Annotated in this window: 24 protein-coding genes; 15 read left to right on the top strand and 9 right to left on the bottom strand. The window is 37.3% G+C overall.

The window, feature by feature from the left end:
* Positions 1–32 precede the first annotated feature (32 nt).
* A complete protein-coding gene (locus H6G25_RS04255; RefSeq protein WP_190391388.1) occupies positions 33–620 on the top strand; it encodes a Crp/Fnr family transcriptional regulator in 588 nt (195 codons plus the stop codon).
* 126 nt (positions 621–746) lie between these two features.
* On the opposite strand, the gene H6G25_RS04250 is transcribed toward H6G25_RS04255, so the two are convergent.
* A complete protein-coding gene (locus tag H6G25_RS04250) occupies positions 747–1,307 on the bottom strand; it encodes a redoxin domain-containing protein (RefSeq protein ID WP_190391387.1) in 561 nt (186 codons plus the stop codon).
* A gap of 53 nt (positions 1,308–1,360) precedes the next feature.
* On the bottom strand, positions 1,361–1,972 hold the full coding sequence (locus H6G25_RS04245) for a peroxiredoxin (RefSeq protein WP_190391386.1): 612 nt from the start codon (positions 1,970–1,972) through the stop codon (positions 1,361–1,363).
* A 544-nt stretch (positions 1,973–2,516) separates the two neighbouring features.
* Between H6G25_RS04245 and H6G25_RS04240 the strand changes: the two genes are divergently transcribed.
* Together H6G25_RS04240 and H6G25_RS04235 are read left to right on the top strand one after the other, a co-directional pair.
* Positions 2,517–3,977: a hypothetical protein gene (locus H6G25_RS04240; protein WP_190391385.1), complete on the top strand. Its 1,461-nt coding sequence runs from the start codon at positions 2,517–2,519 to the stop codon at positions 3,975–3,977.
* Positions 3,978–4,055: 78 nt separating this feature from the next.
* On the top strand, positions 4,056–5,627 hold the full coding sequence (locus tag H6G25_RS04235; RefSeq protein WP_190391384.1) for a tetratricopeptide repeat protein: 1,572 nt from the start codon (positions 4,056–4,058) through the stop codon (positions 5,625–5,627).
* 367 nt (positions 5,628–5,994) lie between these two features.
* Here the strand turns inward: H6G25_RS04235 and H6G25_RS04230 are convergent, their stop codons facing one another.
* On the bottom strand, positions 5,995–6,984 hold the full coding sequence (locus H6G25_RS04230) for a PRC-barrel domain-containing protein (RefSeq protein ID WP_190391383.1): 990 nt from the start codon (positions 6,982–6,984) through the stop codon (positions 5,995–5,997).
* Between the two features lie 615 nt (positions 6,985–7,599).
* Between H6G25_RS04230 and H6G25_RS04225 the strand changes: the two genes are divergently transcribed.
* The 3 genes from H6G25_RS04225 (at position 7,600) to H6G25_RS04215 (ending at position 12,098) form a co-directional block, all read left to right on the top strand.
* A complete protein-coding gene (locus tag H6G25_RS04225; RefSeq protein WP_190391382.1) occupies positions 7,600–10,011 on the top strand; it encodes a type I restriction-modification system subunit M in 2,412 nt (803 codons plus the stop codon).
* Positions 10,012–10,107: 96 nt separating this feature from the next.
* The gene (locus H6G25_RS04220; protein ID WP_190391381.1) at positions 10,108–11,367 is read left to right on the top strand and encodes a restriction endonuclease subunit S; all 1,260 of its coding nucleotides are present in this window, start codon (positions 10,108–10,110) and stop codon (positions 11,365–11,367) included.
* Positions 11,368–11,486: 119 nt separating this feature from the next.
* On the top strand, positions 11,487–12,098 hold the full coding sequence (locus H6G25_RS04215; RefSeq protein WP_190391380.1) for a Uma2 family endonuclease: 612 nt from the start codon (positions 11,487–11,489) through the stop codon (positions 12,096–12,098).
* 464 nt (positions 12,099–12,562) lie between these two features.
* On the opposite strand, the gene H6G25_RS04210 is transcribed toward H6G25_RS04215, so the two are convergent.
* Positions 12,563–12,814, bottom strand: a complete 252-nt coding sequence (locus H6G25_RS04210) for a UPF0175 family protein (protein ID WP_199319650.1) — start codon at positions 12,812–12,814, stop codon at positions 12,563–12,565.
* Between the two features lie 519 nt (positions 12,815–13,333).
* Here H6G25_RS04210 and H6G25_RS04205 point away from each other — a divergent pair.
* The 3 genes from H6G25_RS04205 to H6G25_RS21470 all read left to right on the top strand — a co-directional run bounded on the left by H6G25_RS04205 (position 13,334) and on the right by H6G25_RS21470 (position 17,273).
* Entirely contained in the window at positions 13,334–16,381 is a 3,048-nt protein-coding gene (locus H6G25_RS04205) for an HsdR family type I site-specific deoxyribonuclease (RefSeq protein ID WP_190391378.1), read from the top strand.
* A 78-nt stretch (positions 16,382–16,459) separates the two neighbouring features.
* Entirely contained in the window at positions 16,460–17,161 is a 702-nt protein-coding gene (locus tag H6G25_RS04200; RefSeq protein WP_190391377.1) for a SprT family zinc-dependent metalloprotease, read from the top strand.
* Positions 17,145–17,273, top strand: coding sequence for a hypothetical protein (locus tag H6G25_RS21470; RefSeq protein ID WP_255501586.1), 129 nt, complete (start codon positions 17,145–17,147; stop codon positions 17,271–17,273). Before H6G25_RS04200 ends, H6G25_RS21470 begins: the two co-directional genes overlap by 17 nt.
* A 62-nt stretch (positions 17,274–17,335) precedes the next feature.
* Here H6G25_RS21470 and H6G25_RS04195 read toward each other — a convergent pair whose 3' ends face one another.
* From H6G25_RS04195 to H6G25_RS04175, 5 genes are all read right to left on the bottom strand, one after another.
* Positions 17,336–17,686 carry a DUF5615 family PIN-like protein gene (locus H6G25_RS04195; RefSeq protein WP_190391426.1) on the bottom strand — a complete coding sequence of 117 codons (351 nt, stop codon included), beginning with the start codon at positions 17,684–17,686 and terminating at the stop codon, positions 17,336–17,338.
* The gene (locus H6G25_RS04190) at positions 17,674–17,919 is read right to left on the bottom strand and encodes a DUF433 domain-containing protein (protein WP_190391376.1); all 246 of its coding nucleotides are present in this window, start codon (positions 17,917–17,919) and stop codon (positions 17,674–17,676) included. Before H6G25_RS04190 ends, H6G25_RS04195 begins: the two co-directional genes overlap by 13 nt.
* A gap of 106 nt (positions 17,920–18,025) precedes the next feature.
* Positions 18,026–18,223 (bottom strand): type II toxin-antitoxin system HicB family antitoxin, encoded by a 198-nt coding sequence (locus tag H6G25_RS04185; protein WP_190391375.1) that lies wholly within the window; start codon positions 18,221–18,223, stop codon positions 18,026–18,028.
* Between the two features lie 309 nt (positions 18,224–18,532).
* On the bottom strand, positions 18,533–18,796 hold the full coding sequence (locus H6G25_RS04180) for a hypothetical protein (protein WP_199319649.1): 264 nt from the start codon (positions 18,794–18,796) through the stop codon (positions 18,533–18,535).
* The gene (locus tag H6G25_RS04175; RefSeq protein ID WP_190391374.1) at positions 18,793–19,026 is read right to left on the bottom strand and encodes a UPF0175 family protein; all 234 of its coding nucleotides are present in this window, start codon (positions 19,024–19,026) and stop codon (positions 18,793–18,795) included. Before H6G25_RS04175 ends, H6G25_RS04180 begins: the two co-directional genes overlap by 4 nt.
* A gap of 80 nt (positions 19,027–19,106) precedes the next feature.
* Here H6G25_RS04175 and H6G25_RS21465 point away from each other — a divergent pair, with 80 nt between their 5' ends.
* The 6 genes from H6G25_RS21465 (at position 19,107) to H6G25_RS04150 (ending at position 25,279) form a co-directional block, all read left to right on the top strand.
* Positions 19,107–19,229, top strand: a complete 123-nt coding sequence (locus H6G25_RS21465; RefSeq protein ID WP_277881703.1) for a hypothetical protein — start codon at positions 19,107–19,109, stop codon at positions 19,227–19,229.
* Positions 19,230–19,305: 76 nt separating this feature from the next.
* Positions 19,306–21,459, top strand: coding sequence for a DegT/DnrJ/EryC1/StrS family aminotransferase (locus H6G25_RS04170; protein ID WP_190391373.1), 2,154 nt, complete (start codon positions 19,306–19,308; stop codon positions 21,457–21,459).
* Between the two features lie 172 nt (positions 21,460–21,631).
* A complete protein-coding gene (locus H6G25_RS04165) occupies positions 21,632–22,705 on the top strand; it encodes an NAD-dependent epimerase/dehydratase family protein (RefSeq protein ID WP_190391372.1) in 1,074 nt (357 codons plus the stop codon).
* 63 nt (positions 22,706–22,768) lie between these two features.
* A complete protein-coding gene (locus tag H6G25_RS04160) occupies positions 22,769–23,314 on the top strand; it encodes a DUF1349 domain-containing protein (protein WP_190391371.1) in 546 nt (181 codons plus the stop codon).
* A gap of 11 nt (positions 23,315–23,325) precedes the next feature.
* Positions 23,326–24,489, top strand: coding sequence for a DMT family transporter (locus tag H6G25_RS04155; protein ID WP_190391370.1), 1,164 nt, complete (start codon positions 23,326–23,328; stop codon positions 24,487–24,489).
* Positions 24,482–25,279, top strand: a complete 798-nt coding sequence (locus H6G25_RS04150; RefSeq protein WP_190391369.1) for a class I SAM-dependent methyltransferase — start codon at positions 24,482–24,484, stop codon at positions 25,277–25,279. The genes H6G25_RS04155 and H6G25_RS04150 overlap by 8 nt, the downstream gene beginning before the upstream one ends.
* Positions 25,280–25,321 lie beyond the last annotated feature (42 nt).

The following is a 25,321-nucleotide window of genomic DNA, read 5'->3' as shown; positions in this document are numbered from 1 at the left end:
TACTATATCGGGAAAAAGTAATATAGATACTGATGTCATTACACACAACTCTGGTGCAAACATCTACTCACAATACCCAACAACATTTTACCAGGCGATCTTTATTGCCAAGTAAAAAGAATGCTTTATGGCAAATAAAAGCAGGATTTGTCATAACTTATACTTATTTAGAAGATGGAACGACAGTAGCTTTAGGATTATGGGGGCCGGGGGATACAGTTGGGGAACTGCTATCAAAAATGAACCCTTATCATATTGAGTGTTTAAGCAAGGTAGAGGCGAGTATTGTACCTGTATATGATTGGACTGAACTTACAAATACTTTGCTTGATCACATTCAACAAGCAGAAGAATTAATGGTAATTCGCAGTCACAAAAAAGTAGAAACCATGTTGATGCAATTATTAGCATGGTTATCAAAAAAATTTGGTTCAGAAGTACAAGCAGGAAGATTAATTGATATGCGTTTAACTCATGAAGACTTAGCAATACTGATCAATTCCACTCGTGTAACCATCACTCGTATATTAGGACAATTAGAACAGGAAGGATTAATTAATAAACTTTCTCAGCACCGGATTATAGTGAAACAAGAAGATATTTGGTATTATCAAATATAAAATTGTGAATCTACTCAAATATTAGAAATTGCAGCATAACAGGACTTACCCAACTGGCATATTGTTAAGGTGCATGACCACCACAAAAATCAGGCAAATAAATGGATTGTTGATATCTGATGCACCCTACAATAGATTTTTGGTCTGACAATTGCGTAGGTTCCATAGAAGTGTCTCTATACTGGCATTATGATTGAGTAGGGAAAATAAATGCCTGTAGAGCAGTTTTCCGTCTTTATCTAGTACAAACTGTGCTGGTAAAGGCGCTCCTAATGCTTGTCCAGTTTTATAAGTACGGAATGTGTGGCAACTAGGATCACTTAATAATGGCATTTTTAACCCCAAATCCTTGACGATGATTTGACTTTGCTTTTTGTCAGTGCTAGTAATTAATAGAATTTCGATTCCTCGACTTTTGAACTGTTCATAATTCTCATTTAAAGCTTTAATATGGGGATAACAAAATGGACAATATTGCTTTTCTGTGAAAATCCTAGTAAAAGCCAGTATTACAGGTTGTTTACCTCGGAAATCAGAGAGTTTGATAACGGTGTTGTTAGTAATATCTGATAATTTAAAATCTGGTGTTCCTATACCCAATCTAAAATTATCTAAGGCTGGTATAGGTAAAAAGTTATGCAAAAATCTCTCATTAAATAAGCCAGTAAAATCAGTTGAAGTCAGCATGAAGAATAATTTGTAATTTGTAAAATTCGCACTAATTCCTAATCCCCAATTATCTAAATAGTAGAGAAGTAAATTTTAGACTTGATGGGATCAGGATTCATAGTTTTATCTCCTGGTTGCCAATCAATAGGACAAACTTCATCTGGGTGAGATTGCACGTGCTGAATTGCCTGTAGTATTCTCAAAGTTTCGTCTACACTGCGACCAAAAGCCATATTATTGATCGTAGCGTATTGAAGTATGCCATCTTTGTCAATAATGAACAAACCACGTAAAGCAATACCGGAGGAGGGGTCGAGAACGTTGTAAGCCGCGCTAATTTCTTTTTTAATGTCAGAAACCAGGGGATAATTTAAGTCACCCACACCGCCGGATTTACGATCTGTTTGAATCCAAGCAAGGTGAGAAAATTCACTATCAACGGAAATACCGAAAACTTCCGTATTCAGGTTGCTAAATTCTGCATAGCGATCGCTAAATGCGGTAACCTCAGTGGGACAAACAAAGGTAAAATCTAGGGGGTAGAAAAACAGAACAACGTATCTGCCGCGATAATCAGACAATTTAATTGACTTAAATTCTTGATCTGCTACAGCTGTTGCTGCAAAATCGGGAGCCTGTTGACCAACGCGGAGGCATCCTTGGATCTCATAGGCAAGTGTCATTAATCTGATTCTCCTTCAAATTGGTATTTATATCTATTGTTCAGTCTGGGCGTATTGGTTATATGTAAATGAAAATTATCTATCTACACAGTCATGATCTAATTATATATAATTCTGTCAAAACTAGATCATAAATATAACTTGCGACCTGGGGTATTAGTGGGTTGAAAACAAAAGTTATCTTTTACACTTAAGAAGCAGGGAATGATGAAAATAGACAATTAAAAGATCATTATTTTTCCTGTTGAAATTCTTCTCTGAAGAAGTTACTATATACAAGGGCAGGGTGATATGGAAAATAGCCGACTAGTCTAAAAGATAAAAAATAATTCATAATAATTCACAAGAGATAAATTCAAGAGTTAATCGAGTTCGGCTTGAGCGTTATTATAGCTGTTCTCCATGGACAATTCTCAAGTTGATCAGACTGTGGTATATTAACCTCATTATTGATACTTCAGAGTATATCATGGAGATGAATCCTGAATTCTTTGCTGATAAAAGTTCTATTCAACTTTAACCGATCTGAATAAACGATAACACTATGTCTTACGTATCTGTCTTAAAAAACATACCGGAAATATTAAGCCAACCAACAGGAATAGCGGCTATAGCTTCCCTTGGTATCCACGGTGCTATTGCCTTAATTGTGCCATTAATGCCAGTTAACCCTAGTGAATCTGCTAAGATTGACCCATCAAAAGCAGTTCCCCTCATGGAATTGAGTAGTGCTGATCAAAAGCGATTACCAGAAGCTCCCAAAACATCTCAGATAGCGTTACAGCAACCCCAACTACCACTACAGCAGCAATTACCAGGTGCTTTGGGCGGCCTATCAACTATCTATCCTCCTACACAACCAGAATTATCTAGTCAGCCATTACCGCTTATTCCTCGCTCATTAAGTAACTATAACCTCTCTTCCGTACCTAGCAGACAATCTATCTTGGGACTGATTCGCAGCAATTCACAGAGAGAAATGCCTAGATTAGAAGCCAGATATACACCCTCAGCGTCTCCTGATGTCAATAATCTCAGCGAGAGAATTCCAGAAACCGAACCCCTAGCAATTAATAGGCTACCAGAACTCAAGCAGAATAATGAAATACCTGGAGAACCACTTAATAATCCATCTTCTGAACAGTATGATATTGGTAGTAGAACAGCAACAGAAATTTCACCAACACAAGCAGTGAAATCAGAAGATAATCCGGTTAAAATTCCTCAAGAACAACAAAAAATAGCCTTAGCAGGCAATTCTACAGGTAAATCACCAGAAATAGTCACAAACGAGTCTGAATTAAAAAGTAAAAGAACTGAGCAATTACTGGCTAAAATACAATCCTATCGCACTCTCAGGCAGAACATTCAACAAGAATATCCGAATGTCAAAGAGAATGGAGTAATTCGTGAAACTATCCCTACCGATACACCAGAAATGGAAGGTACAGTTTCGGGTACATTAGTTCTAAATTCAGATGGCAAAGTTTTAGATATTAAATTCCAAGAAGCAAGTATATCGCCTCAGTTACAATCTAAGGTGAGAGCATATTTCAAGAATAATCCGCCTCAAGCCGATAAGCAACTGATTAGCTCTTATCCTTTCCAATTCAAGTTCCAAAATAATCTCAATGCTTCTGGAGTCAGTTCTAAGATTCAACCTTCTGCAACTCCCAATCCTGAAAAAGTATCTACAACTCAAACACAACCTTCCGCAACTCCCAATCCAGAAAAGGTATCTACAATTCAAACACAACCTTCTGCAACTCCCAATCCAGAAAAAGTATCTACAATTCAAACACAACCTTCTGCAACTCCCAATCCAGAAAAAGTATCGGCATTGCAGAATACTAAAAATGCCCTTCAGACTCCATCCGTAAATACTCTTAATCCTGTAGCTTCACCAACACATAACGATAATCGCCCCGCTGGATCTACTAAGTTTAATCAACAACTGATCCAAAAATTACGCCAAATCAAGGAAGAAACAAAAAATCCTCAATAATCATTTGTCAGGGGGTAAGAGGTAGGAAAACCAATACCAATTACCAGCCCTGAAAAATATGATATCAGTTAATGAAAAATGGACTGGATTACTCTACTGCGATCGCTACAGTCTGACTTTCTCAACAGGTTAAAATCTGGTTGTCTACTTCATTGCGAAGTTGAAGGTCAACATAGTGAATTAACTATTATTTCCGGTGATAGATTAAAGACATTACGGGAATTTTGTTGGTTAATGACGGAAAAATATAAACGCACCTCCCCAGTCCGTGATGTTTTTATTAATAACCTGAAAGGTAAATTAGGAGAAGAAGTTGTTAAAGAAAGATTAGCCGATTTTATTACTGAAATAGATTATGAAAAACGCTTTGGTGGTGATGGTAAAAGCGATTTTACCCTCACCGCTAACTCTTTAATTGGGGTTGAAGTCAAATCTCGTCACGGTAGTATTGATAGAGTTAGATGGTCAGTGAGTGCGGAGGAAGTGGAAAAAAATGCAGTAATTGTCTGTATTTTGATTCAAGAAGAAGTTAATGAAGCCCAAACAGCATATCACCTTTTATTAGCTGGATTTCTCCCCACGCAAATGATTAAATTGAAAACTGGAAAAATTTCCTTTGGGATTAATCAATTATTATATGGTGGTGGTTTATTTTCCTATTTAGAACAATTTCAAGTTTCCGCAAATTCTCATAAATCTAATTTATCTCCAAGTCAATTAATTAAATCCCCATCTGCACCTGTTGATTTAACAAATTTTTATTTAACTCTCGGTGATGAATATTTCCAAAATGGGGATTATGCAGCCGCAATTAATAGTTATAATCAAGCTTTAAAAATAGCTTTAAAAATTAATTATAATCATGCTGAAATTTATTACAAACTCGGTTTAGTTAATTGTCAATTAGGAGATTATCACACAGGAATTACTAATTATAGTCAAGCAATAAATATTAATATTAATCATGAGCAAGCTTATAGCAAAAGAGGTTTAGCACATTATCAAATAGGTAATTATCAAGTAGCTATAGAAGATTACAGCCAAGCAATTAGAATTAATCCCCATATTGCAATTAATTATAAAAATCGTGGTGATGTTCGTTCTCATATTGGTGATACTCAAGGAGCAATTGAAGATTATAATCAAGCAATTAAGCTGAATCCTGATTATGCTACCACGCAAAAAGATAGACAAATTGCTCGTTATTTATTAGATGATAAAAATCAATTAAAGCAAGTGATTCCTATTGATTCTGATCATGGTATTAGTTATAAAAACCGGGGACATAACCGGGTTAAATTAGGAGATTATCAAGGAGCAATTGAAGATTATACCCAAGCAATTAAAATTAATGCTGATGATATTGACGCTTATTATTATCGAGGCAATGCTCACTTTGATTTAGGAAAATATGCAGCAGCAATTAGCGATTATACTCAAGTAATTAAAATGAATTACCACTATATTAATGCTTATTATAACCGAGGAAATGCCCGATTAGAAATAGGAGATAAACAGGGAGCGATTGAGGATTTTCATAAAGCAGCAGATTTATATTGGCAAGAGGGAAAATTAGCAGAATATAAAGATACACAGGCTAGAATTATAGAATTAGAAATAGAAGCATCTTTAGATATTTTAAATTTTTAACCATAAGTAACTACAAGTAGGGCTTGCTGAATAAGTTGTCTGTGAGAGTAGGGAACAGGGAACAGGGAACTCTTAACAGGGAACAGGTGACAGGGAACAGGGAACAGGGAACTCTTAACAGGGAACTCTTAACAGGGAACTCTTAACAGGGAACTCTTAACAGGGAACTCTTAACAGGGAACAGGGAACTCTTAACAGGGAACAGGGAACTCTTAACAGGGAACAGGGAACTCTTAACAGGGAACAGTTTTAAATGTTTGGATATCCTCAATTTTCCAAATTCGACAAAGAAAAATGCACCTTGACGGAAACAAACCGATACAAAAAATAACCCCCTTGACTACCAGTATCAGGGGGTTTACAAAACTTAATATCCGCCTTCTTCTTCGTATTCCACCTGTCGTTCCTTGACCTTTTTCGGGATATTTACGGGCTTTGGTGCATCATCCCAAGCATCACCATCTAAATCATCATCATAGTCATCATACTGGTCAGCGTAGGTCTTTTTAGTAGGTTTGGCCTCGTATCTGGGTGCTTCTTGATAACTGTCCCTAACCGTCGCGTCACTCCAGTTATCTTCTTCCTCCTCCTCATACCGAATTGACTCATAGGAACGGGCTTTCATAACTTGACGCTGAGGCCTTTCTTCCTCTACGTAGTCTTCTGTCCATTCCTCTTCTTTGGCTACGGGTTCAGGAATACGCACCTTGGGCCGAGGTGCTTCCAGAGGAACACCGCTGGGTAATTGATTACTCGGTGCAACCGCCCGAGGAGGGGTATAACCAAATTCTTCTTCTGCGTCCCTTTCCCAGGGGGCTTTACCAATACCTAGCCGTTCTAAAACGCCTACAGTTAACTGGTTAACCCTTTCTTCAGCACCTTCAAACACAATCAAGCGACTCGGTCCAGTGCTGACAACTTCATCTATGGAAAGTTCGTAGGTACTTAAAAACTGGTCAGGAATTTGGGGTAATCCCAAAGCAGCAATGACTATAGTGTATATTTTACCTGTTTCGCCATTAAATTTAAAGCCCCGTACCTTGCCTAAAACTTCACCTGTTTCTGTGATAACTTCCCAGTTCATGAGGTTACTGAGAATCTCTATTTCCACATCTTCGATAACATCCTCATTATCAACTAAGATGACATCACCGATTTGGTTAATGGTGTTAAGATACATATTGCGAGGGAGACTAGAAATAGAAATAAGGCTGTCTCGCAAACTAAGCGCCACAACCTCTCTTTGATCTACATCAACCCAAACTTGACTCACGATACCTAACCGCTTACCGTTGTCGCGGGTAATTACCTGAGTGTTTAATATATCCGAACGTCTAATTACTTGCTCTGAGGTCATTATATACCTAGTCCTGATCTTTAATCCAGTTTATGTATATCACTATTTTTAACAGAAATTTGTCAGTTGTCACTTGTTAGTTGTCTGCTCCCTGTTACCTGTTGCTGTGGTGATTCTATCATCGGACAGCACCAACTTACAACTACAGGGATTTCCGCTTTTATGAGGTACTTCATTTGCACCCCCCTCAATCCCCCCGCAGCGGGGGGAAGAAAAGGATAAACTTTTGATATTGGAGGGGTTTGGGGGTGGGGTTCTTGTACCTCATAACATCGGGAAGTGCTGTATCTCAAAACTATAAATTGTAACTGTTTTACCGATTGTTTTTACATTTTAGCTAATCTTTCCCCATTTGTCCTATCTCAAAATAGACAGTTGTTAACAAAGTATCGCCAAAATGCCAAAATAGAGATCACCAAACCAGTTTTGACCCCACCCTAACCCTCTCCTTAACAACAGGAGGGAAAAATTGTGATCAATAATTGAACGCAAATAAACGCAGATAAACGCAGATAAGGAAGGATGATCATAAGATCCCGGACTTTTATGATAAGTTAAGACATTAATGAAAATAATTGAATTGAAAAAATCAGGGTTCTGAGGCTACTACACAAAATGGCAATTAAGAAAAGTGAACTTTACAGTTCTTTATGGAAAAGTTGCGACGAATTGCGGGGAGGTATGGATGCTTCTCAGTATAAAAATTATGTATTAGTTTTATTATTTGTTAAGTACATTTCCGATCGCTATGCAGGTGTAGAAGATGCCACCTTAGAAGTCCCTGAAGGTGGGAGTTTTCAGGATATTGTCAATTTAAAAGGAAAACCGGATATAGGGGCGAAAATCAATGAAATCATCCAGAATCTAGCCACAGCTAATGACTTAGGTAACATCTTTAATGATGCGGATTTTAATGATGGGGATAAATTGGGGAAAGGGAAGGAAATGCAAGATAGGCTTTCTAACCTGGTAGCTATTTTTGAAACCCCTGCTTTAAACTTTAGTAAAAACCGCGCTGATGGAGATGATATATTAGGTGATGCCTATGAGTATTTAATGCGGAATTTTGCCACCCAGTCAGGTAAAAGCAAAGGACAATTTTACACCCCTGGGGAAGTTTCCCGCGTTATTGCTAAAGTCATAGGAATTAACACCGCAACCAGTCAAGAACAAAGCATTTATGATCCTACCTGTGGTAGTGGTTCATTATTATTAAAAGCAGCAGATGAAACCGATGTAAAAATCAGCATCTACGGGCAAGAAATAGATAACGCAACCTACGCATTAGCGCGGATGAATATGATTCTACATGGACATCCTAGTGCGGAAATTTATCAAGATAATACCTTATCAACTCCCTATTTTAAAGATGATCAAAGTGGTTTAAAAACCTTTGATTTTGCAGTTGCAAATCCTCCTTTTTCTGTGAAAGCTTGGAGTAACGGCATTAAATTAGACAAAGATGAATTTAACCGATTTGATGGTTATGGAATTCCACCAGTTAAAAATGGTGATTATGCCTTTTTATTACATTTAGTTGCTTCTTTAAAACCTCATGGTAAAGGAGCGATAATTTTACCCCACGGGGTGTTATTTCGGGGGAATGCGGAGGCAGATATTAGAAAAAATCTGCTGCAAAAACGGATAATTAAAGGGATAATTGGCTTACCTGCTAATTTATTTTATGGGACGGGGATACCGGCCTGTATTATTGTCATAGATAAAGAAAACGCGGAAAATCGGCAAAGTATTTTGATGATAGATGCAAGTAAGGCTTATATTAAAGATGGCAATAAAAACCGACTGCGAGAACAGGATATCCATAAAATAGTAGATGTTTTCAATAAACAGTTAGAAGTTCCCAAATACTCGCGGATGGTGCTTTTTACAGAAATTGCAGCCAATGATTATAATTTGAATATTCCCCGTTATATTGACTCTCAAGAAGAAGAAGATATTCAAGATATTGCAGCCCATTTATTAGGGGGCATACCTAAGCGCGATATTGCAGCATTACAAGATTATTGGCAGGTTTACCCAACTCTACAACAAGATTTATTTGCAGCAACAAATAGAGCAGGATATGTACAGCTAAAAATTGCAGTTTCCGAGGTCAAAACCTGTATTTTTAATCATCCTGAATTTATCCAATATAGTCAAGAAATTGACAAGGTTTTTCAAACTTGGGAAAATAAACACACCCCGTTATTAACAGCTATTCAACCAGGGGATAAACCCAAGGAAATTATTTACACTTTATCGGAAGATTTGTTAACAGCATTTGCAGATAAAAACCTGATTGATAAGTATGATGTTTATCAGCATTTGATGACCTATTGGTTAGAAACAATGAAGGATGATGTTTATATTTTAGTTGAAGATGGTTGGAAAGCGGAATTAACGGAAATTACCAATAAAAAGGGGGCTATTATAGATTATGTCTGTGAATTGATTCCCGAAGATTTGATGATTAACCGCTATTTTCTCACAGAACAGGGGAAAATTGCCCAGTGGGAAATACAGAAAGATGATCTAGTCCGACAACAGGAAGAAATGCAAGAGGAATATGGTGGAGAAGAGGGTTTATTAGCAGAAGTGACTAATGATAGTGGGAAAATTACTAAGACTAGTATTAATGTCAGAATGAAGGAAATTCAGAAAAATCCGCTTTTTGCAGATGTAGATGAGTTAAAGGTGTTAAAAAGTTATTTAAAATTGATTGAAGCGGAGGCAGAAATGAGTAAGAAAATTAAGGATCTGACTCTATCTTTACATAATCAGGTGCTTAAAAAATATCAACATTTAACAGAGGAGGAGGTGAAAATTCTGGTGGTTAATGATAAATGGATGAAGACATTAAAACAGGGTATAATTGGGGAAATGGATCGGATTTCTCAACGGTTGACGCAAAGGATTAAGGAGTTAGGGGAACGTTATGATCTGCCTTTATCTGTGTTGACTTCTGAGGTGGAGATTTTGACTCAGAAGGTTGAGGGACATTTGCAAAATATGGGGATGGTTTGGTGATAGTTATCTTTTGTAAAGGTAGAGACGTTCCATGGAACGTCTCTACAAAGGTTTAAAACGACGTACAGATTTGCAAAATATGGGGATGGTTTGGTAATGGAAATTAATATTAAGGATGGTTATAAGGTTACTGAGGTGGGGGTTATTCCTGATGATTGGGAGGTGAAGAAATTGGGAGAAATAGTAGCTATTCGTAAACAAAAAATTGATCCTAAAAAGGTATTATCACAGCCGTTTTGTATTGAATTAGAACATATAAATCAAGGTAATGGTATATTACTCGGTTATACTGAAACTACTAATAAATCATCAATCAAAAACGTCTTTTATAAAAATGATATTCTATTTGGTAAATTACGCGCATATTTAAGAAAATACTGGTTTGCTAGTACAAATGGTGTTTGTTCAACTGAAATTTGGCCTTTTGTTGTAATTCCAGATATTCTACTACCTAAATATGTATATTTTTGTATTCAAACTGATAACTTTATAGAAACTGCAAGTATGGCGTATGGTACACATATGCCTAGAACTGATTGGAATGTTATCAAAAACTATTATATTCCCCTTCCTCTGCTTGCTGAACAAAAAGCGATCGCTCATGCACTGAGTGATGTAGATAACCTAATTACAGCTATAGATCAACTGATCACGAAAAAGCGTAACCTTAAACAGGGGACAATGCAGGAACTCCTCACGGGTAAGAAGCGTTTACCTGGTTTTAGCGGTAAATGGGAAGTGAAGACTTTTAGAGAATGTTTTGATTTTCTTTCTACAGGAAATAATTCAAGAAGTGACTTATCAGAATACGGAAATGTTGGTTATATCCATTATGGAGATATTCATACACAATGGAATCTTGTTTTAGATTGTGATAAAGATAATATTCCTTTAATAAACAAAGAAAAAGTTAAAGGACTTCCAACTTTAAAAGATGGAGACTTAATTATAGCAGATGCTTCTGAAGATTATGAAGGTTTAGGAGTTAGTATTGAAATTAAAAACATTCAAGATAAAGAAATAGTAGCTGGTTTACATACATTACTTTTAAGAGCAGATAAACAAGTTATCGCTGATGGATTTAAAGCATTCATCACTTCAATGCAATATGTTAAACAATCTTTTCAAAAAATTGCAACAGGTATATCAGTATATGGCATTTCTAAAACAAATTTAAAAAACGTTGAAATTCTTTTACCTCCAACTATAGAAGAACAAAAAGCCATAGCTGAAATACTCAGCGACATAGACAAAGAAATAGAAGCATTAGAAAAAAAACGCGACAAATATAAAACCATAAAACAGGGAATGATGCAAGAATTGTTAACAGGAAAAACAAGAATAATTGACAATTGATAATTATAGGATCTTCCTTTGCGACTTGACGGGAAACCAAGACCCTATAAAATTGGTAATATTGAATAGAGCTTAAAAATTCGTGAACATAAAACCAACATCAGAAACAATATAAACCTATGACCTATACCCCAGTAAAAACCCTCACCTTTGAGCAATTTTTAATTGAATATGGGGACAATACCCGCTATGAACTAATTGACGGAGAACTCAGAGACATCGAACCCACAGGACCCCATGAAGAAGTTGCGGGAAATATTGCCGGCAGAATTTACACTGAGATTATTGATAATAAATTAAACTGGTTAATTCCCAAAACCTGCTTAATTAAACCCCCTGCTGCGTCAGCTACAGCACTGCGTCCAGATGTGATAGTTTTAGATAAAATCAAACTTAATCAAGAACCACTTTGGCAAAAAGAGCCAATAATTTGTTATGGTAATACTATTAAATTAGTTGCGGAAGTTGTCAGCACAAATTGGCAAGATGATTATGCTAGAAAAATAGAAGAATATGCCTTTTTAGAAATACCAGAATATTGGATAATAGACTTTTGGGCATTAGGTGGAATGCAATTTATTGGCAACCCCAAACAACCGACGTTAACAATTTGTCAATTAATTAATGGAGTATATCAACAAGAAAAATATCGTTTAGGAGATAGTATTTTTTCTCCTCTATTTCCAGATTTAAAACTTAAATTAGATGATACAGCAAGTAGCTTTGAGTGAGGTAAATATTATGCGGGCAAGATGCCCGCACCACAAGAGTTTTATTATTAATATCTATACTTCATAATAGCGGTAACTGCTGTATTATGCCATAAAATTTAATGAAAAATCAGGTTGTAGGTTGGGTAAAACGAAGTGAAACCCAACTTACAAATCTTTGTTTATTTGCGCTTTGGGGTGAAACATATATGCTCATGTTGGGTTTCATGCTTTAACCCAACCTACAAATCTGCTCATGTTGGGTTTCATGCTTCAACCCAACCTACAAATCTATTGCGACTTTAAATCATAACATATTATAACATATTAATGGTGCGATCGCTTTGGTATAACGGTAAAATTGTGCAGTGGCATATAATCTTATTTAGTCAGACTGTCTCTAGTCATCCTCTTAAGATTCTTGAGAAAGAACTAAAATACGCTAAGGGCAAGATTTGAGAGAGCAGAAGTATCACTGACGACAATCATAGCCAGCCCCGACTCCGCAGGTGTTGAACATCCTGCCCCAGGTCTTCCACATCATAATGGACGCAAATATTCCGGTCCGCCAGCAGCTTTTGAAAGTTCATTATGTCTATTCCGGCAATTTTGCTGGCACGGCTGAGGGAAATCCGCTGCTGCTGGAATAAGGCAATGGCTATTTCCCGGAGCCATTCACTCTGGTTAAAAGTTTCAGTTTTACTGAGGTTATCAGGTAGGTTTAGAGTAATTTGCATCAATTTGTCCTCACGCATTCACTTCTAATTTTCAGGAGCAAGTAATTCCGTTTCAAACCCTCAAAACCAAAATATCACTATATCCCAATATCCCAGATGATTGCAAAAATTATTCAACCCAACCTACAAATCTTTGTTTATTTGCGCTTTGGGGTGAAACATATATGCTCATGTTGGGTTTCATGCTTCAACCCAACCTACAAATCTTTGTTTATTTGCGCTTTGGGGTGAAACATATCTGCTCATGTTGGGTTTCATGCTTCAACCCAACCTACAAATCTGCTCATGTTGGGTTTCATGCTTCAACCCAACCTACAAATCTGCTCATGTTGGGTTTCATGCTTTAACCCAACCTACAAATCTTTGTTTATTTGCGCTTTGGGGTGAAACATATATGCTCATGTTGGGTTTCATGCTTCAACCCAACCTACATATCTTTGTTTATTTGCGCGTTGGGGTGAAACATATTAAAATAATTAAATCCTATCAAACCGTAATTGTCACTAAAAGGGTTAAAAAATGAGTGAAGTAGGACAATCGGAACGGGCAACCCAAAACCGTGTAGTGCAACTATTCCAACAACAACTAGATTATACATATTTAGGGAATTGGCACAAACGCGACAATAATAGCAACGTTGAAAGCGACTTACTCACCATATTTTTACGCGATACCCAAAAATATAATCATACTATTATCAATCAAGCTCTTGATGAACTAAATAAACTTAATCAGGATACAACTAAAAACCTTTATGACGTTAATAAAGAAATTTATGGCTTATTACGCTATGGTATAAAAGTTAACCCAGAAGCAGGTGAAAAAACTCAAAGCGTTTACTTAATAAATTGGCAAGAACCCTTAAAAAATAACTTTTATATCGCTGAAGAGGTCAGCATTAAAGGGGAAAATGATAAACGACCAGATATAGTTTTATACATTAATGGCATTGCTTTAGCGGTTCTGGAACTCAAAAGCAGTACCGTCAGCGTTTCTGAAGGTATCCGTCAAAACCTAGATAGTCAAGAATCAATATTTATTAAGTCTTTTTTTAATACAGTTCAATTAGTTGCAGCAGGTAACGATACCCAAGGGCTGCGTTATGGAACAACTAAAACATCAGAAAAATATTATTTAACTTGGAAAGAGGACAGTTATAACCAGATTACAAACCTTTTAGATAAACACCTGTTACAACTGTGCGAAAAACATCGCTTTCTCGACATTATTTATAACTTTATCCTCTTTGACAGTGGTATTAAAAAACTCTGTCGCTCCCATCAATACTTAGGCATTAAAGCCGCCCAAGACCACATAAAGCGCCAACAAGGTGGGATAATTTGGCACACTCAAGGTAGTGGAAAAAGCTTAACTATGGTGTGGTTAACGAAATGGATTCGAGAATTTGACCCAAAAGCCCGCGTTTTAATTATCACTGACCGGGAAGAATTGGACAACCAAATCAAAGACGTTTTTTTAGGTGTCAATGAAAACATCTATCGAACCAAAAGCGGACAGGACTTAATTACCCAACTGCAAAATACCACACCCTCATTAATTTGTTCATTAATTCATAAATTCGGGAAAAAGCAAAATAATACCGAAACACAAGAATATGAAGACTATATAAAAGAACTGAAACGTAATTTACCGAAAAAATTCCAACCTTATGGACAGTTTTATGTATTTGTAGATGAATGTCATCGCACCCAAGCGGGTAAACTACATAAAGCCATGAAAGATATATTACCAAATGCTCTTTTTATTGGTTTTACAGGTACACCCTTATTAAAACAAGACAAACAAAGCAGTTTAGAAGTTTTTGGTAAATATATTCACACTTACAAATTTAACGAAGCAGTGGGGGATAAAGTCGTTTTAGACTTACGTTATGAAGCCCGGAATGTTGAGCAGTATATCACCTCCCAGAGGAAAATAGATCAATGGTTTGCAGACAAAACCAGCGGGTTAACAGAAACAGCAAAAGCCGAACTGAAAAAACGCTGGGGAACAATGCAAAAAATCCTCAGTTCCAAATCTCGCTTAGAAATGATAGTTAAAGATATCATCTCAGATTTTAGCACCAAAGAACGATTACAAAATGGTAAAGGTAACGCCATACTTGTAGCTGGTAGTATTTACGAAGCTTGTAAATATTATGAATTATTCCAAAGTGCAGGATTTAGTCAATGTGCGATCATTACATCTTATGATCCTACCATCAAAAGTATCAAAGGTGAAACCACAGGCGAGGGAAAAACCGATAAAATACATCAATATGAAATCTATCAAAAAATGCTCAATGGACAAAAAGCAGATAAATTTGAACAAGACGTAAAAAACAACTTTGTTAATTCACCCGCGCAGATGCAATTATTAATAGTAGTGGATAAACTATTAACCGGTTTTGATGCACCTCCTGCTACTTATCTTTATATAGATAAAAAGATGCGAGACCATGGTTTATTTCAAGCAGTTTGTCGGGTTAATCGTTTAGATAGTGAAGACAAAGAATATGGTTATATTATAGATTATAAAGACTTATTTGCAAGTTTAGAAAAATCCGTTCAAGATTACACTTCCGCCGCTTTTGCAGATTATGACATCGCTGATATAGCTGGGTTATTAAGTAACAGATTAGAAAAGGGCAAAAATGACCTAGACACCGCTAGACAAGCCCTTAAAGCCCTCTGTGAAGCCGTAAAACCCCCTTATCATACAGCAGACTATACCCGTTATTTTTGTGGTAATACGGAAAACCCAGAGGATTTAAAAAACACCGAACCGCAAAGACTACTATTATATAAAAGTGTCAATTCTTTAGTTAGAAACTATGCCAATATAGCCAATGAAATGGCAGCAGCAGGATATACAGAGCGGGAAATTTATGAGATTAAAAAAGAGGTTAAACATTATCAACAAGTTAGTCAAGAGATAAAATTAGCCAGTGGAGATTATATTGATTTTAAAGCCTATCAAAATGATATGCGGCAGTTGATAGATAGTTATATTGGTGCAGAAGCAAGTCAAATTTTAGCAAACTTTGAAAATCTAACTTTAGTAGAATTAATAGTTAATCATGGAGTCAATGCAGTTGATAGTTTACCCCCAGGAATTAGAAACAATCAAACCGCAGTAGCGGAAACCATAGAAAACAACCTGCGGAAATTAATTGTTGAACAACAACCCACCAACCCCAAGTATTTTGATAAAATGTCAATTTTACTCCAAGAACTAATTGACAACCGTAAAACCGCAACAGCAGAATATGAAAATTATTTACAGAAAATTATCATCTTAGCTCAAGAAATTCACCAACCGAGTAAATCATCAACTTATCCGCCTTCATTGAATACCTCTGCAAAAATCGCATTATATGATAATCTAGATCAAGATGAACAATTAGCGTTAACAATAGATAGGGTAATTCGTCAAACTAAACAAGATGGTTGGAGAGGAAATAAAGTTAAGGAAAGAATGATCAAAAATGCCATTAAGAAATATTTACCTTTACCAGAACAGATAGATGAGATGATGGAAATAATCAAAAATCAAAATGAATATTAAAATAATTCGTAATTATATCATCTTCCTTTGCGACTTTGCTCCTTTGCGACTCTGCGCGAAACCTTAAATTATAATACCATGGAAACCTATCAAATCACCGTCAGTGAAATAATTATAGATGTGGTTAGAAAAGATATTAAAAACCTGCATTTAGCCGTTTATCCTCCAGACGGTCGTGTTAGAATTGCCACACCTTTACATATTAATGATGAATCTGTGCGCTTATTTGCAATTTCCAAATTAGCTTGGATAAAAAAAAATCAAAGTAAATTACAATCAAAACCAACTCCGAAAACAGTAGAATATTTATCAGGAGAAAGTCATTATTTTCAAGGTAAAATCTATATATTAAATGTAATTTATGAAAATTCCCCTCAAGTGGAAATTAGCAATAATCAATATCTGAATTTGTATGTAAAACCCGGAAGTAGTACAGAACAACGTCAAAAAGTTCTCAATTCTTGGTATCGTCAACAATTAAAAGCACAAATTCCCCCGTTAATTAGTAAATGGGAAAAAAATATTGGTGTGAATATCAATGACTGGGGAATAAAAATGATGAGAACAAAATGGGGTACTTGCAATATTCAAGATAAACGCATTTGGTTAAATCTGGAATTGGCCAAAAAAGACCAACAATGTTTAGAATATGTGATAGTTCATGAAATTACTCATCTTTTAGAACGGAGTCACGGGTCTGAATTTCAGGCTTTAATGGATAAATTTATGCCTAATTGGAGAAAATATAAAGAGGAATTAAACCGTGATTACAAATGCTAGTAGCCCTACCCTGAGCAATCTCCGTCAAACCTTTGGCTTGAGACTCAATTCTAGCGATCGCTTTTTTGATGAATGGTTAAATAATGCAGCGACTCTAACCGAATCAATCTAACCTACGAGGGATTCCTAGGTCGCGCAACGCTTACGCACCTAACCCCAACAAGCGAACTAGCCCTAATGAATAATCAAGCTATCTCTAGTCATTTCTAAAAAATCATAGGTCAAAAACAATTCGATTATTTGAGTAATATTTTGTACAAAAAGTTGTTCAATTTGTTTGTTACTAATATTACCTGTGGTTATTAGTAGTAGTTTATAAGGCTCTTGTTTGATTAAGAAAGAATCTAAAAAATCTTTACCTTTGGTAATAACAATTCTCTGTTCCAGGATTGATAGTTTGTTGATTTCCGAATCTGGAGTTGCATTTTTTAAAGGAAGATTCTTGGTATGTATAACATCACAACCTAAGTTCTCTAATAAATTGGCAATTCGCATTGGTAATTGAGCATCAATCAAGAATTTAATGAAACTAATTGGAGGATACTTTTAACTTGAGTGAGTCGAGTAGCAAAGCTGAGAACTGCTAAAATGTCTTCGTATTCTAAATCATCATAATCTTCTAAAAGATCCTCAATATTCATGCCTGAACTCAAAAGTTCTAAGATCATTTCCACCGGATAGCGCAATCCACGAATACACGGTTTACCATGACAAATATCATGGTTAATTGTTATTCTATTTAATAGCAGGTTATTCATGATATTAGATGTTATGTTGGTACTAAATTAATTATACTTGATTTTTCAATTTCTATGACAATAGAAAAAAGCGAAATGAAAGTCAGTGTTGCGAGGGCGCACTTGATCAATCTAAACTGGTAACAAATCTCAGAGATGTTTCTGGTAAGGAAAATTCCTCCAGGTAAAGCCGTGTGGCTTCTTTCAAACCAGCGATCGCCTGCTCGATCGTTTCCCCTTGATCTACTGTGCCAACTTCTGGACATTCAGCAATGTAAACATCATCTTCTTTGTACAAAATAACTGTAAAGATGCGATTTTTCATCGTCTCTTATCCTTAACAGCTTGCTCTGAAAATTATAACATCACTGTTCCCTATCGCACTTTATCAATTTAACCTATGAGCGATTCCTAAGTCGCGCAACGCTTACGCACTGATATGATTTTGACTTTCTCTTGAGAAGTTACTCCGAAAAAATCGCTTTTGTGCCAGTAATAAATAAGGTGCGTTACATTTCATTAACGCACCCTACGAGATCGGCGATCGCACTACAAATCTGCTTATGTTGGGTTTCATGCTTCAACCCAACCTACAAATCTATTGCGACTTTAAATCATAACATATTATAACATATTAATGGTGCGATCGCTTTGGTATAACGGTGAAATCAAGTCCCCGTTCCTGTTGAAGTTGGTTAGCAAGTTGGAAGTTGTTGAGGAATTGGGTTTGAATCCAGTCTAGTTGGAGAATAGCTGAAATGGTAGGATTGCTGGCCGCTACCAATTCGCCGGCAACCACGTCAGGAATGATAACTTTATGGTAGATAGCTTCTAGCAACCCAAGATGATCAACAAGGGCAAGATTCGAGAGAGCAGAAGTATCACTGACGACAATCATAGCCAGCCTCGACTCCGCAGGTGTTGAACATCTTGCTCAAAGTCTTCCACATCGTAATGAACACAAATATTCCGATCTGCCAGCAGCTTTTGAAAGTTCATGATGTCTACGCGGCTGAGGGAAATCCGCTGCTGCTGGAATAGGGCAATGGCTATTTCCTGAAGCCATTCACTCTGGTTAAAAGTTTCAGTTTTACTGAGGCTATCAGGTAGGTTCAGGGTAATTTGCATCAAGTTGTCCTCACGCAGTCACTTCTAATTTTAACTTTATCAATCCAACCTACAAGCGATTCGGAGCGGAGTGCTTCGCTATGCCGAAAAAACACCCAGAACACCGTTGCCCACGGTATGACTGTCTGAAAGAATCTGATACCGCGATCGCCGAACAGTTTCCGAGGGTAATTCTCCAAAACGTTTTTGGTAACTGTGTTTAAAAAAAGTTTAAGACTTTGTTAACTATGTTTAAAAATAGTTTAAGAAATGATATGGTGATACACGAGATTAATACCAGTGCAAATTATCATGGAAAAAAAGTTTGATGTTTTAATAACGGGTGGCTTAGGATTTATTGGGAGTGCCATAACACGCTACCTTTTAAGTGTAGATAAAACCGTTGTTTGTCTGGATACAGCAGATCCTGGACGGCTTGATGATCTTGATAGTTCTGTTCATAAGGTTATAGGTGACATTATGGATGTTGATCTGATGGATAGTTGGATCTCTCGTTGCGATCGTGTTATTCACCTTGCCGCCGTAGTTGGAGTAGATGAATATATGACTCGTCCCCACGAAGTGTTAGATATTAATATTTTAGGGACTCGAAATGTTTTAATGGCGTGTTTAAAACATAATCGCCCCGTTTTGATTGCTAGTAGCAGTGAAATCTATGGACTTAATACGGGAATTTTAGAAGAAGAAAGCGATCGTTGGTACGGTTCTTCACAAAATTATCGCTGGAGCTATGGCATTTCCAAAACAGCAGGAGAACATTATGCCTATGCCCTCGGACGGTTAGGACTAACTGCGGCAGCCGTTCGCTACTTTAATATCTATGGTGCTAAACTTGATGCCCCAGGCAAAGGAAGGGTAATCAGCAAATTTCTTGGTTGTATTCGTGATGGCAAACCCTTAACCTTAGTTGATGGTGGTCATGCAGTCCGAACATTATGCTATATCGATGATGCGGCAGAAGCAACCGCTAGACTTGCCCTAGAACTGAGTCCAGAGTGTTCCTTCAATCATTCTGCCGTCAATATTGGTCGTTCCGAACCCATGACGGTAAGGGAATTAGCCGAAATGATGATCCGCTTGTCAGGCCATAAAGCGGGGACTGTAGAAGTTAAAGGTACAGAATTTTTTGGTAAAGGATTTGAAGAAATCCCTCTGCGTGTACCTGATGTATCAAAATTAGCAAGAGTGCTAAACTTCAAGGCAAAAATTGAACCTGAAGAAGGGTTACGTCGAACTCTAGACTATTGGGGACTGTTAGCTAGGGATGTACCTACTACAATTATCCCCTCATCAGTAGCAACACAGCAGATCATTCCGATGGTGAAACCTCACTTTGCTCCCGATGATGCGCTGATGCAATCATTTCACAAATCCCTGGTAACAGGACAAACTACCAATGGAGGACCTCACCTAAGCTCGTTTGAAAAGGAACTATCTGATTACTTAGGTGTACCAGATGTAGTTGTCCTCAGTAATGGCGCTGATGCCCTCACGTTAGGATTAAAAGCTCTAAATCGTCAAGGCAAGGCAGTTTTACCATCTTATACTTTCATTGCCACTCTCAACTCCATTGTCGCAGCAGGATTAGAACCTGTATTCTGTGATATTGATCCAGAAACATTTACAATGTCACCCACAGCTTTGGGAGAAATCCTTGATCGTGAAGATAATATTGCTTGTGTAGTCCCTGTAAATGTATTTGGTGTACCCGCCGATTTAGAAGCAATATCCGAACTCTGCCAAACCGTAGGAGCTGAGATCGTCTATGATAACTGTCATGGTTTTGGCACAGAAGTCAATGGTAAACGCATTCTATCTCAACCCCGACTACAGATGTTTAGCTTCCATGCAACTAAAGTGTTGCCTGCGATAGAAGGCGGTGCGTTAGTCAGTGCTGATCTAGATTTACTACAAGAAGTGCGTCAACAGCGTAACCACGGCATTGCTCAAGGGAATTTACGAAGCTCCACCATCGGGATGAATGCCAAAATGGACGAACTGCGTGCAGCTACTGGACGGCACGTTTTACGTCAGTTTCCCCAAGGGTTAGAACAGCGACGCAAATATGCTCAACAGTTGAGATCCTCCTTTACTAATTCTTGTAACGGTGCTTTGATTCCTCAGCGAATACCTGAAGGTGTTAACTCTAACTTCCAAAACTTAGGTGTATTATTACCCGATGCAGAACAATACGGTCTGGAGAAAGCCATTCAAACCCTACGTTCTCATGGAGTAGAATGCCGTTCTTATTTTAATGTTGCTTTACACACCCTAGATTTATTTAAGGATCGCTACTATTTACCTGTTACTGAAAGGATCTTAAAATCTCTCTTGTGTTTCCCCATCCATAGCCAAATGAGCGATCAGGATCTAGCACAGATCCAAAAAGCGGCACAAGCCACGGTTGAGTCTCTCACTTTGCAACGAGCTTAGTCATAAATCTAAAAGGGTGTTGCTGATTTGGGCTACGAATTGTTTTGTTTTGTCTACAATTTTTAAAATCCAGACTCAAACTGACGTTTAGATACGTGCAAAATGAGCATTCGTACTTTGATTAAGCAAACCCAAGTTCTCAATTGTTATCACCTAAAAAATTATCAAGGTTATGAATATTGCCATCGTTACCGGGGCTTCTGGTTTAATTGGTTCAGAAGCTGTTCGATTTTTTGCCGATCAAAACTTTCAAGTTGTTGGTATTGACAATGACTTGCGGAGCTATTTTTTTGGCGATGAAGCTTCAACCCGTTGGAACCGAGATCGTCTGCAAAATGAAATTGAAAACTATATCCATGAAAATGAAGATATTCGGGATTTAAAAGCCCTTGAGCGTATTTTCAAAACCTATAACACCGACATTAAAGTTATTATCCATGCGGCGGCACAACCCTCCCATGACTGGGCTGCCACAGAACCTTTAACCGACTTTGCTGTTAATGCGAATGGTACATTAAACTTGTTAGAAATGATGCGACAGCATTGCCCAAAAGCGGTGTTTATCTTCACGTCCACTAATAATGTTTATGGAGATACTATAAATCACTTCCCTCTAGTTGAATTGGAAAAACGTTGGGAATTAGAAGAATCTCATCCCTATTTCGAGCATGGGATAGATGAAACTATGAGTATTGATCGTAGTGTTCACACTATTTTTGGTGCATCTAAAGTGGCGGCAGATATAATGGTTCAGGAATATGGTATTTACTACGGTCTTAATACAGGAGTATTCAGGGGAGGCTGTTTAACTGGTCCAGATCATTCTGGAACTCAACTTCATGGTTTTTTAGCCTATCTGATGAAATGTGCCATTATAGGACGACGTTACACAGTGTTTGGTTATCAGGCAAAACAAGTTCGTGATAATATCCATAGCTATGATTTGGTCAATATGTTCTGGCATTTTTATCAAAATCCACGGCAAGGAGAAGTCTATAATGCTGGTGGCAGTCGCTACTCCCACTGTTCGATGTTAGAAGCGATCGAGCTTTGTAGTAAAATTGTCGGAAAACCGATGGACTGGGGCTATAGTGAGCAAAATCGCCTTGGTGATCATATTTGGTGGGTTAGTGACGTACGGAAGTTCCAATCCCATTATCCTGACTGGTCATTTAAGTACAATTTAGATGATATTTTAGTACAAATATACGAAGGATTATCAAAACGAAGTGACTTAGCGGTTTAACTATTAACCATCTACAGTTTTGTTTTTGATAATTAATTTCCGCTCGCAAAGGAGTTATTTGAGATGCAGTTAAGCAAGTGGCATAATCCACCTACAGATTGGAGAGATGATCAGGGACAGATTTGGGTAAAAACTGGTCTGAAAAGTGATTTTTGGCGTACAACTCACTATGGCTTTATCCGTGACTCAGGACATTTTTACTTTGGTAATATGTCGGGGGATTTTGTGGCAACTGTTCGGATTTGCGGACGCTACGAAGAACTTTACGATCAAGCTGGTTTGATGGTGCGAATTAATGATCAATATTGGATGAAATGTGGGATTGAATTTGTCGAAGGTGTGCAATATGCCAGTGCCGTTGTCACCCGTGAACGTTCAGATTGGTCAGTAGCTCCTTTAATTGGTCAGCCAGAAGCCCTATGGATGAAGGTTTGTCGTACTGGAGGTACAATTGAGGTGAAATATTCCCTTGATGGAGAACACTATACGATGTTGCGGTTGGCAGATTTTCCTGAAGAGAAAATGATCGCAGTGGGCTTAATGTGTGCCTCTCCTGAAAGAGAAGGCTTTGAAGTAACTTTTGACAATTTCTCAATTCAGCCTACTTAGATTAATTTATAATGACTGACATAAATTCCACGACAGATAAAAATTTTGTTTCTAAGAGTGACACTGCTAGTATTGTCTCAAGTCAAGATAGTGATAGTGAAAGTTCTCTAAATAAAGCTTTGAGCTTTAAGATAAAAGATTCAAAGTTGATTCCATCTCTAATTCTTATCGGTGGTATTCTGGCGTTATCTTCGACGGCTATTTTTATTAAGGTATCAATCCGTGAGATTAGCTCAGAGGCTACTGTATTTAACCGAATGCTTTTCTCTACCCTTATTTTTACAAGTTGGTATGGGAGAAAATTATTTCAGTCCTCCTCTGATAACCAGAATAAGCAAAGTGCTTCACAAGATTTAGAAAGTGATTCAACTGATATGGGGGAAACTCCTTTAGCACTTGGTTTATCTCGTGATACTTGGGTTATTGTTGGTTTAGTCTTTGCTATGTCTATCACCCAATTAGCTGCAAGGTTAGTCTGGACTTGGTCGCTAGATTATACCACGGCGGCAAATGGCACAATGTTGGCTAATATGCCTCCTCTTTTTACCGCATTAGGCGGTTGGTTGTTCCTAGGACAGCGTTTCGATCGTCGTTTTCTGACAGGATTAGCGATCGCAATGCTAGGAGCTGTCGTCCTGGGATTGGGTGATTGGTTATACCCAGACGAAAGCCTTTTCGGAACTATGACAGTAGTTGGTGATTCTGCTGCACTGTTATCTTCTGCATTTTACGCAGTTGGTTATCTTATAATTGAAAAGTTGCGTCAGCATTTATCAACTTCTGATATTTTGGTTTGGCGTTGTGTCTGTGGCTTAGTTATGGTAACCCCGTTAGTTCTATTAGTAGATGATGTAATTTTTCCTATCAGTACCACTGGTTGGTTAGCCATATTAGGATTAGCTTTTGTTAGCGAGGTCATTGGTCATGGTTCAGTGGTCTATGTTCTCAAACATTTTTCTTCGGCTTTTGTCACTATGGCTTTTTTAATGGAGCCTTTGCCCGTTACCGTCTATGGTTGGTTCGTACTAGGTGAATTTCTAAGTTTATCAAGTGGGATTGGTTTTATCCTAATTACCATTGGGATTTACCTAGCAAAAACAGGTACAGGTTCTGATAGTCAAGACAAACAGTCTGATTCTGATCAAAAAAACTTGGTAAAAATTGAAAATGCTTGAACAAGATAAAGTAACTAAACTACCTACCGACAATCCAAGCATCTTTTATGATGGTGCTTTTTATGATCGGATTTTCCAGTCCTCACCCCGTTATTTAAAACAAAGTCAAGATGTATTATTTTGGCTTAATATGGCTGAGTGTTATGGTCCTTCGATACTAGAATTAGCCTGTGGGACTGGACGGATTAGCGTACCTCTTGGGGACAAAGGATTTGATGTGACAGGTATTGATCTGTCTGATTCAATGTTAAAAGCAGCTGGCCAGAAATCGGAAAGCGTACAATGGCTTCAAAAAGATGTGAGGGATTTCAATCTCAAAAGACGTTTCTCTCTTATAATTTTTCCTTACGATACATTTACGCATTTACACGAACTTCCTGATGTTAAATCCTGTTTGCACTGCGTGAAACAGCATCTAGAACCGGATGGATATTTCATTATAGATTTCAAAAATCCTTACTATGTTTTTGACACCTTAAATGCTCCTAATAGTCAAGATATATATTCCATCTTTCAAGATCCACATAGTGACGAAACAGTAACCGCTATGAGGGAATCTAAATATGACGCGGCGGAACAACTTTACCATAGAACATTAACGTTTTCGTGGGAAAATACTACAAAAATTGTGCAAGAAGTTCTAACGTTGCGAATTTATTTTCCTAAAGAGATTGAGGCAATCTTGACCGAAAATGGATTCACAGTAGTTCAGAAATTCGGTAACTATGAGGAAGCACCCTTTGGTAGCAACACTTCTCATCACATTCTAGTTTGCCAAAAAACTTTATAGAGATGGGGTAACTTGTTTTAACAAATTTGTCTATTATTAAAT

The organism is Dolichospermum sp. FACHB-1091 (assembly GCF_014697585.1).
Classification (GTDB): domain Bacteria; phylum Cyanobacteriota; class Cyanobacteriia; order Cyanobacteriales; family Nostocaceae; genus Dolichospermum.
Note: the sequence above shows the minus strand (reverse complement) of the source record. Positions and strands in the feature narration are given on the sequence as shown.

Coding starts and splice junctions, on each gene's coding strand:
- H6G25_RS04255 (WP_190391388.1), top strand. CDS start 33: ATGTCATTACACACAACTCTGGTGCAAACATCTACTCACAATACCCAA.
- H6G25_RS04250 (WP_190391387.1), bottom strand. CDS start 1,307: ATGCTGACTTCAACTGATTTTACTGGCTTATTTAATGAGAGATTTTTG.
- H6G25_RS04245 (WP_190391386.1), bottom strand. CDS start 1,972: ATGACACTTGCCTATGAGATCCAAGGATGCCTCCGCGTTGGTCAACAG.
- H6G25_RS04240 (WP_190391385.1), top strand. CDS start 2,517: ATGTCTTACGTATCTGTCTTAAAAAACATACCGGAAATATTAAGCCAA.
- H6G25_RS04235 (WP_190391384.1), top strand. CDS start 4,056: ATGGACTGGATTACTCTACTGCGATCGCTACAGTCTGACTTTCTCAAC.
- H6G25_RS04230 (WP_190391383.1), bottom strand. CDS start 6,984: ATGACCTCAGAGCAAGTAATTAGACGTTCGGATATATTAAACACTCAG.
- H6G25_RS04225 (WP_190391382.1), top strand. CDS start 7,600: ATGGCAATTAAGAAAAGTGAACTTTACAGTTCTTTATGGAAAAGTTGC.
- H6G25_RS04220 (WP_190391381.1), top strand. CDS start 10,108: ATGGAAATTAATATTAAGGATGGTTATAAGGTTACTGAGGTGGGGGTT.
- H6G25_RS04215 (WP_190391380.1), top strand. CDS start 11,487: ATGACCTATACCCCAGTAAAAACCCTCACCTTTGAGCAATTTTTAATT.
- H6G25_RS04210 (WP_199319650.1), bottom strand. CDS start 12,814: ATGCAAATTACTCTAAACCTACCTGATAACCTCAGTAAAACTGAAACT.
- H6G25_RS04205 (WP_190391378.1), top strand. CDS start 13,334: ATGAGTGAAGTAGGACAATCGGAACGGGCAACCCAAAACCGTGTAGTG.
- H6G25_RS04200 (WP_190391377.1), top strand. CDS start 16,460: ATGGAAACCTATCAAATCACCGTCAGTGAAATAATTATAGATGTGGTT.
- H6G25_RS04190 (WP_190391376.1), bottom strand. CDS start 17,919: ATGAATAACCTGCTATTAAATAGAATAACAATTAACCATGATATTTGT.
- H6G25_RS04185 (WP_190391375.1), bottom strand. CDS start 18,223: ATGAAAAATCGCATCTTTACAGTTATTTTGTACAAAGAAGATGATGTT.
- H6G25_RS04180 (WP_199319649.1), bottom strand. CDS start 18,796: ATGATTGTCGTCAGTGATACTTCTGCTCTCTCGAATCTTGCCCTTGTT.
- H6G25_RS04175 (WP_190391374.1), bottom strand. CDS start 19,026: ATGCAAATTACCCTGAACCTACCTGATAGCCTCAGTAAAACTGAAACT.
- H6G25_RS21465 (WP_277881703.1), top strand. CDS start 19,107: ATGCCGAAAAAACACCCAGAACACCGTTGCCCACGGTATGACTGTCTG.
- H6G25_RS04165 (WP_190391372.1), top strand. CDS start 21,632: ATGAATATTGCCATCGTTACCGGGGCTTCTGGTTTAATTGGTTCAGAA.
- H6G25_RS04160 (WP_190391371.1), top strand. CDS start 22,769: ATGCAGTTAAGCAAGTGGCATAATCCACCTACAGATTGGAGAGATGAT.
- H6G25_RS04155 (WP_190391370.1), top strand. CDS start 23,326: ATGACTGACATAAATTCCACGACAGATAAAAATTTTGTTTCTAAGAGT.
- H6G25_RS04150 (WP_190391369.1), top strand. CDS start 24,482: ATGCTTGAACAAGATAAAGTAACTAAACTACCTACCGACAATCCAAGC.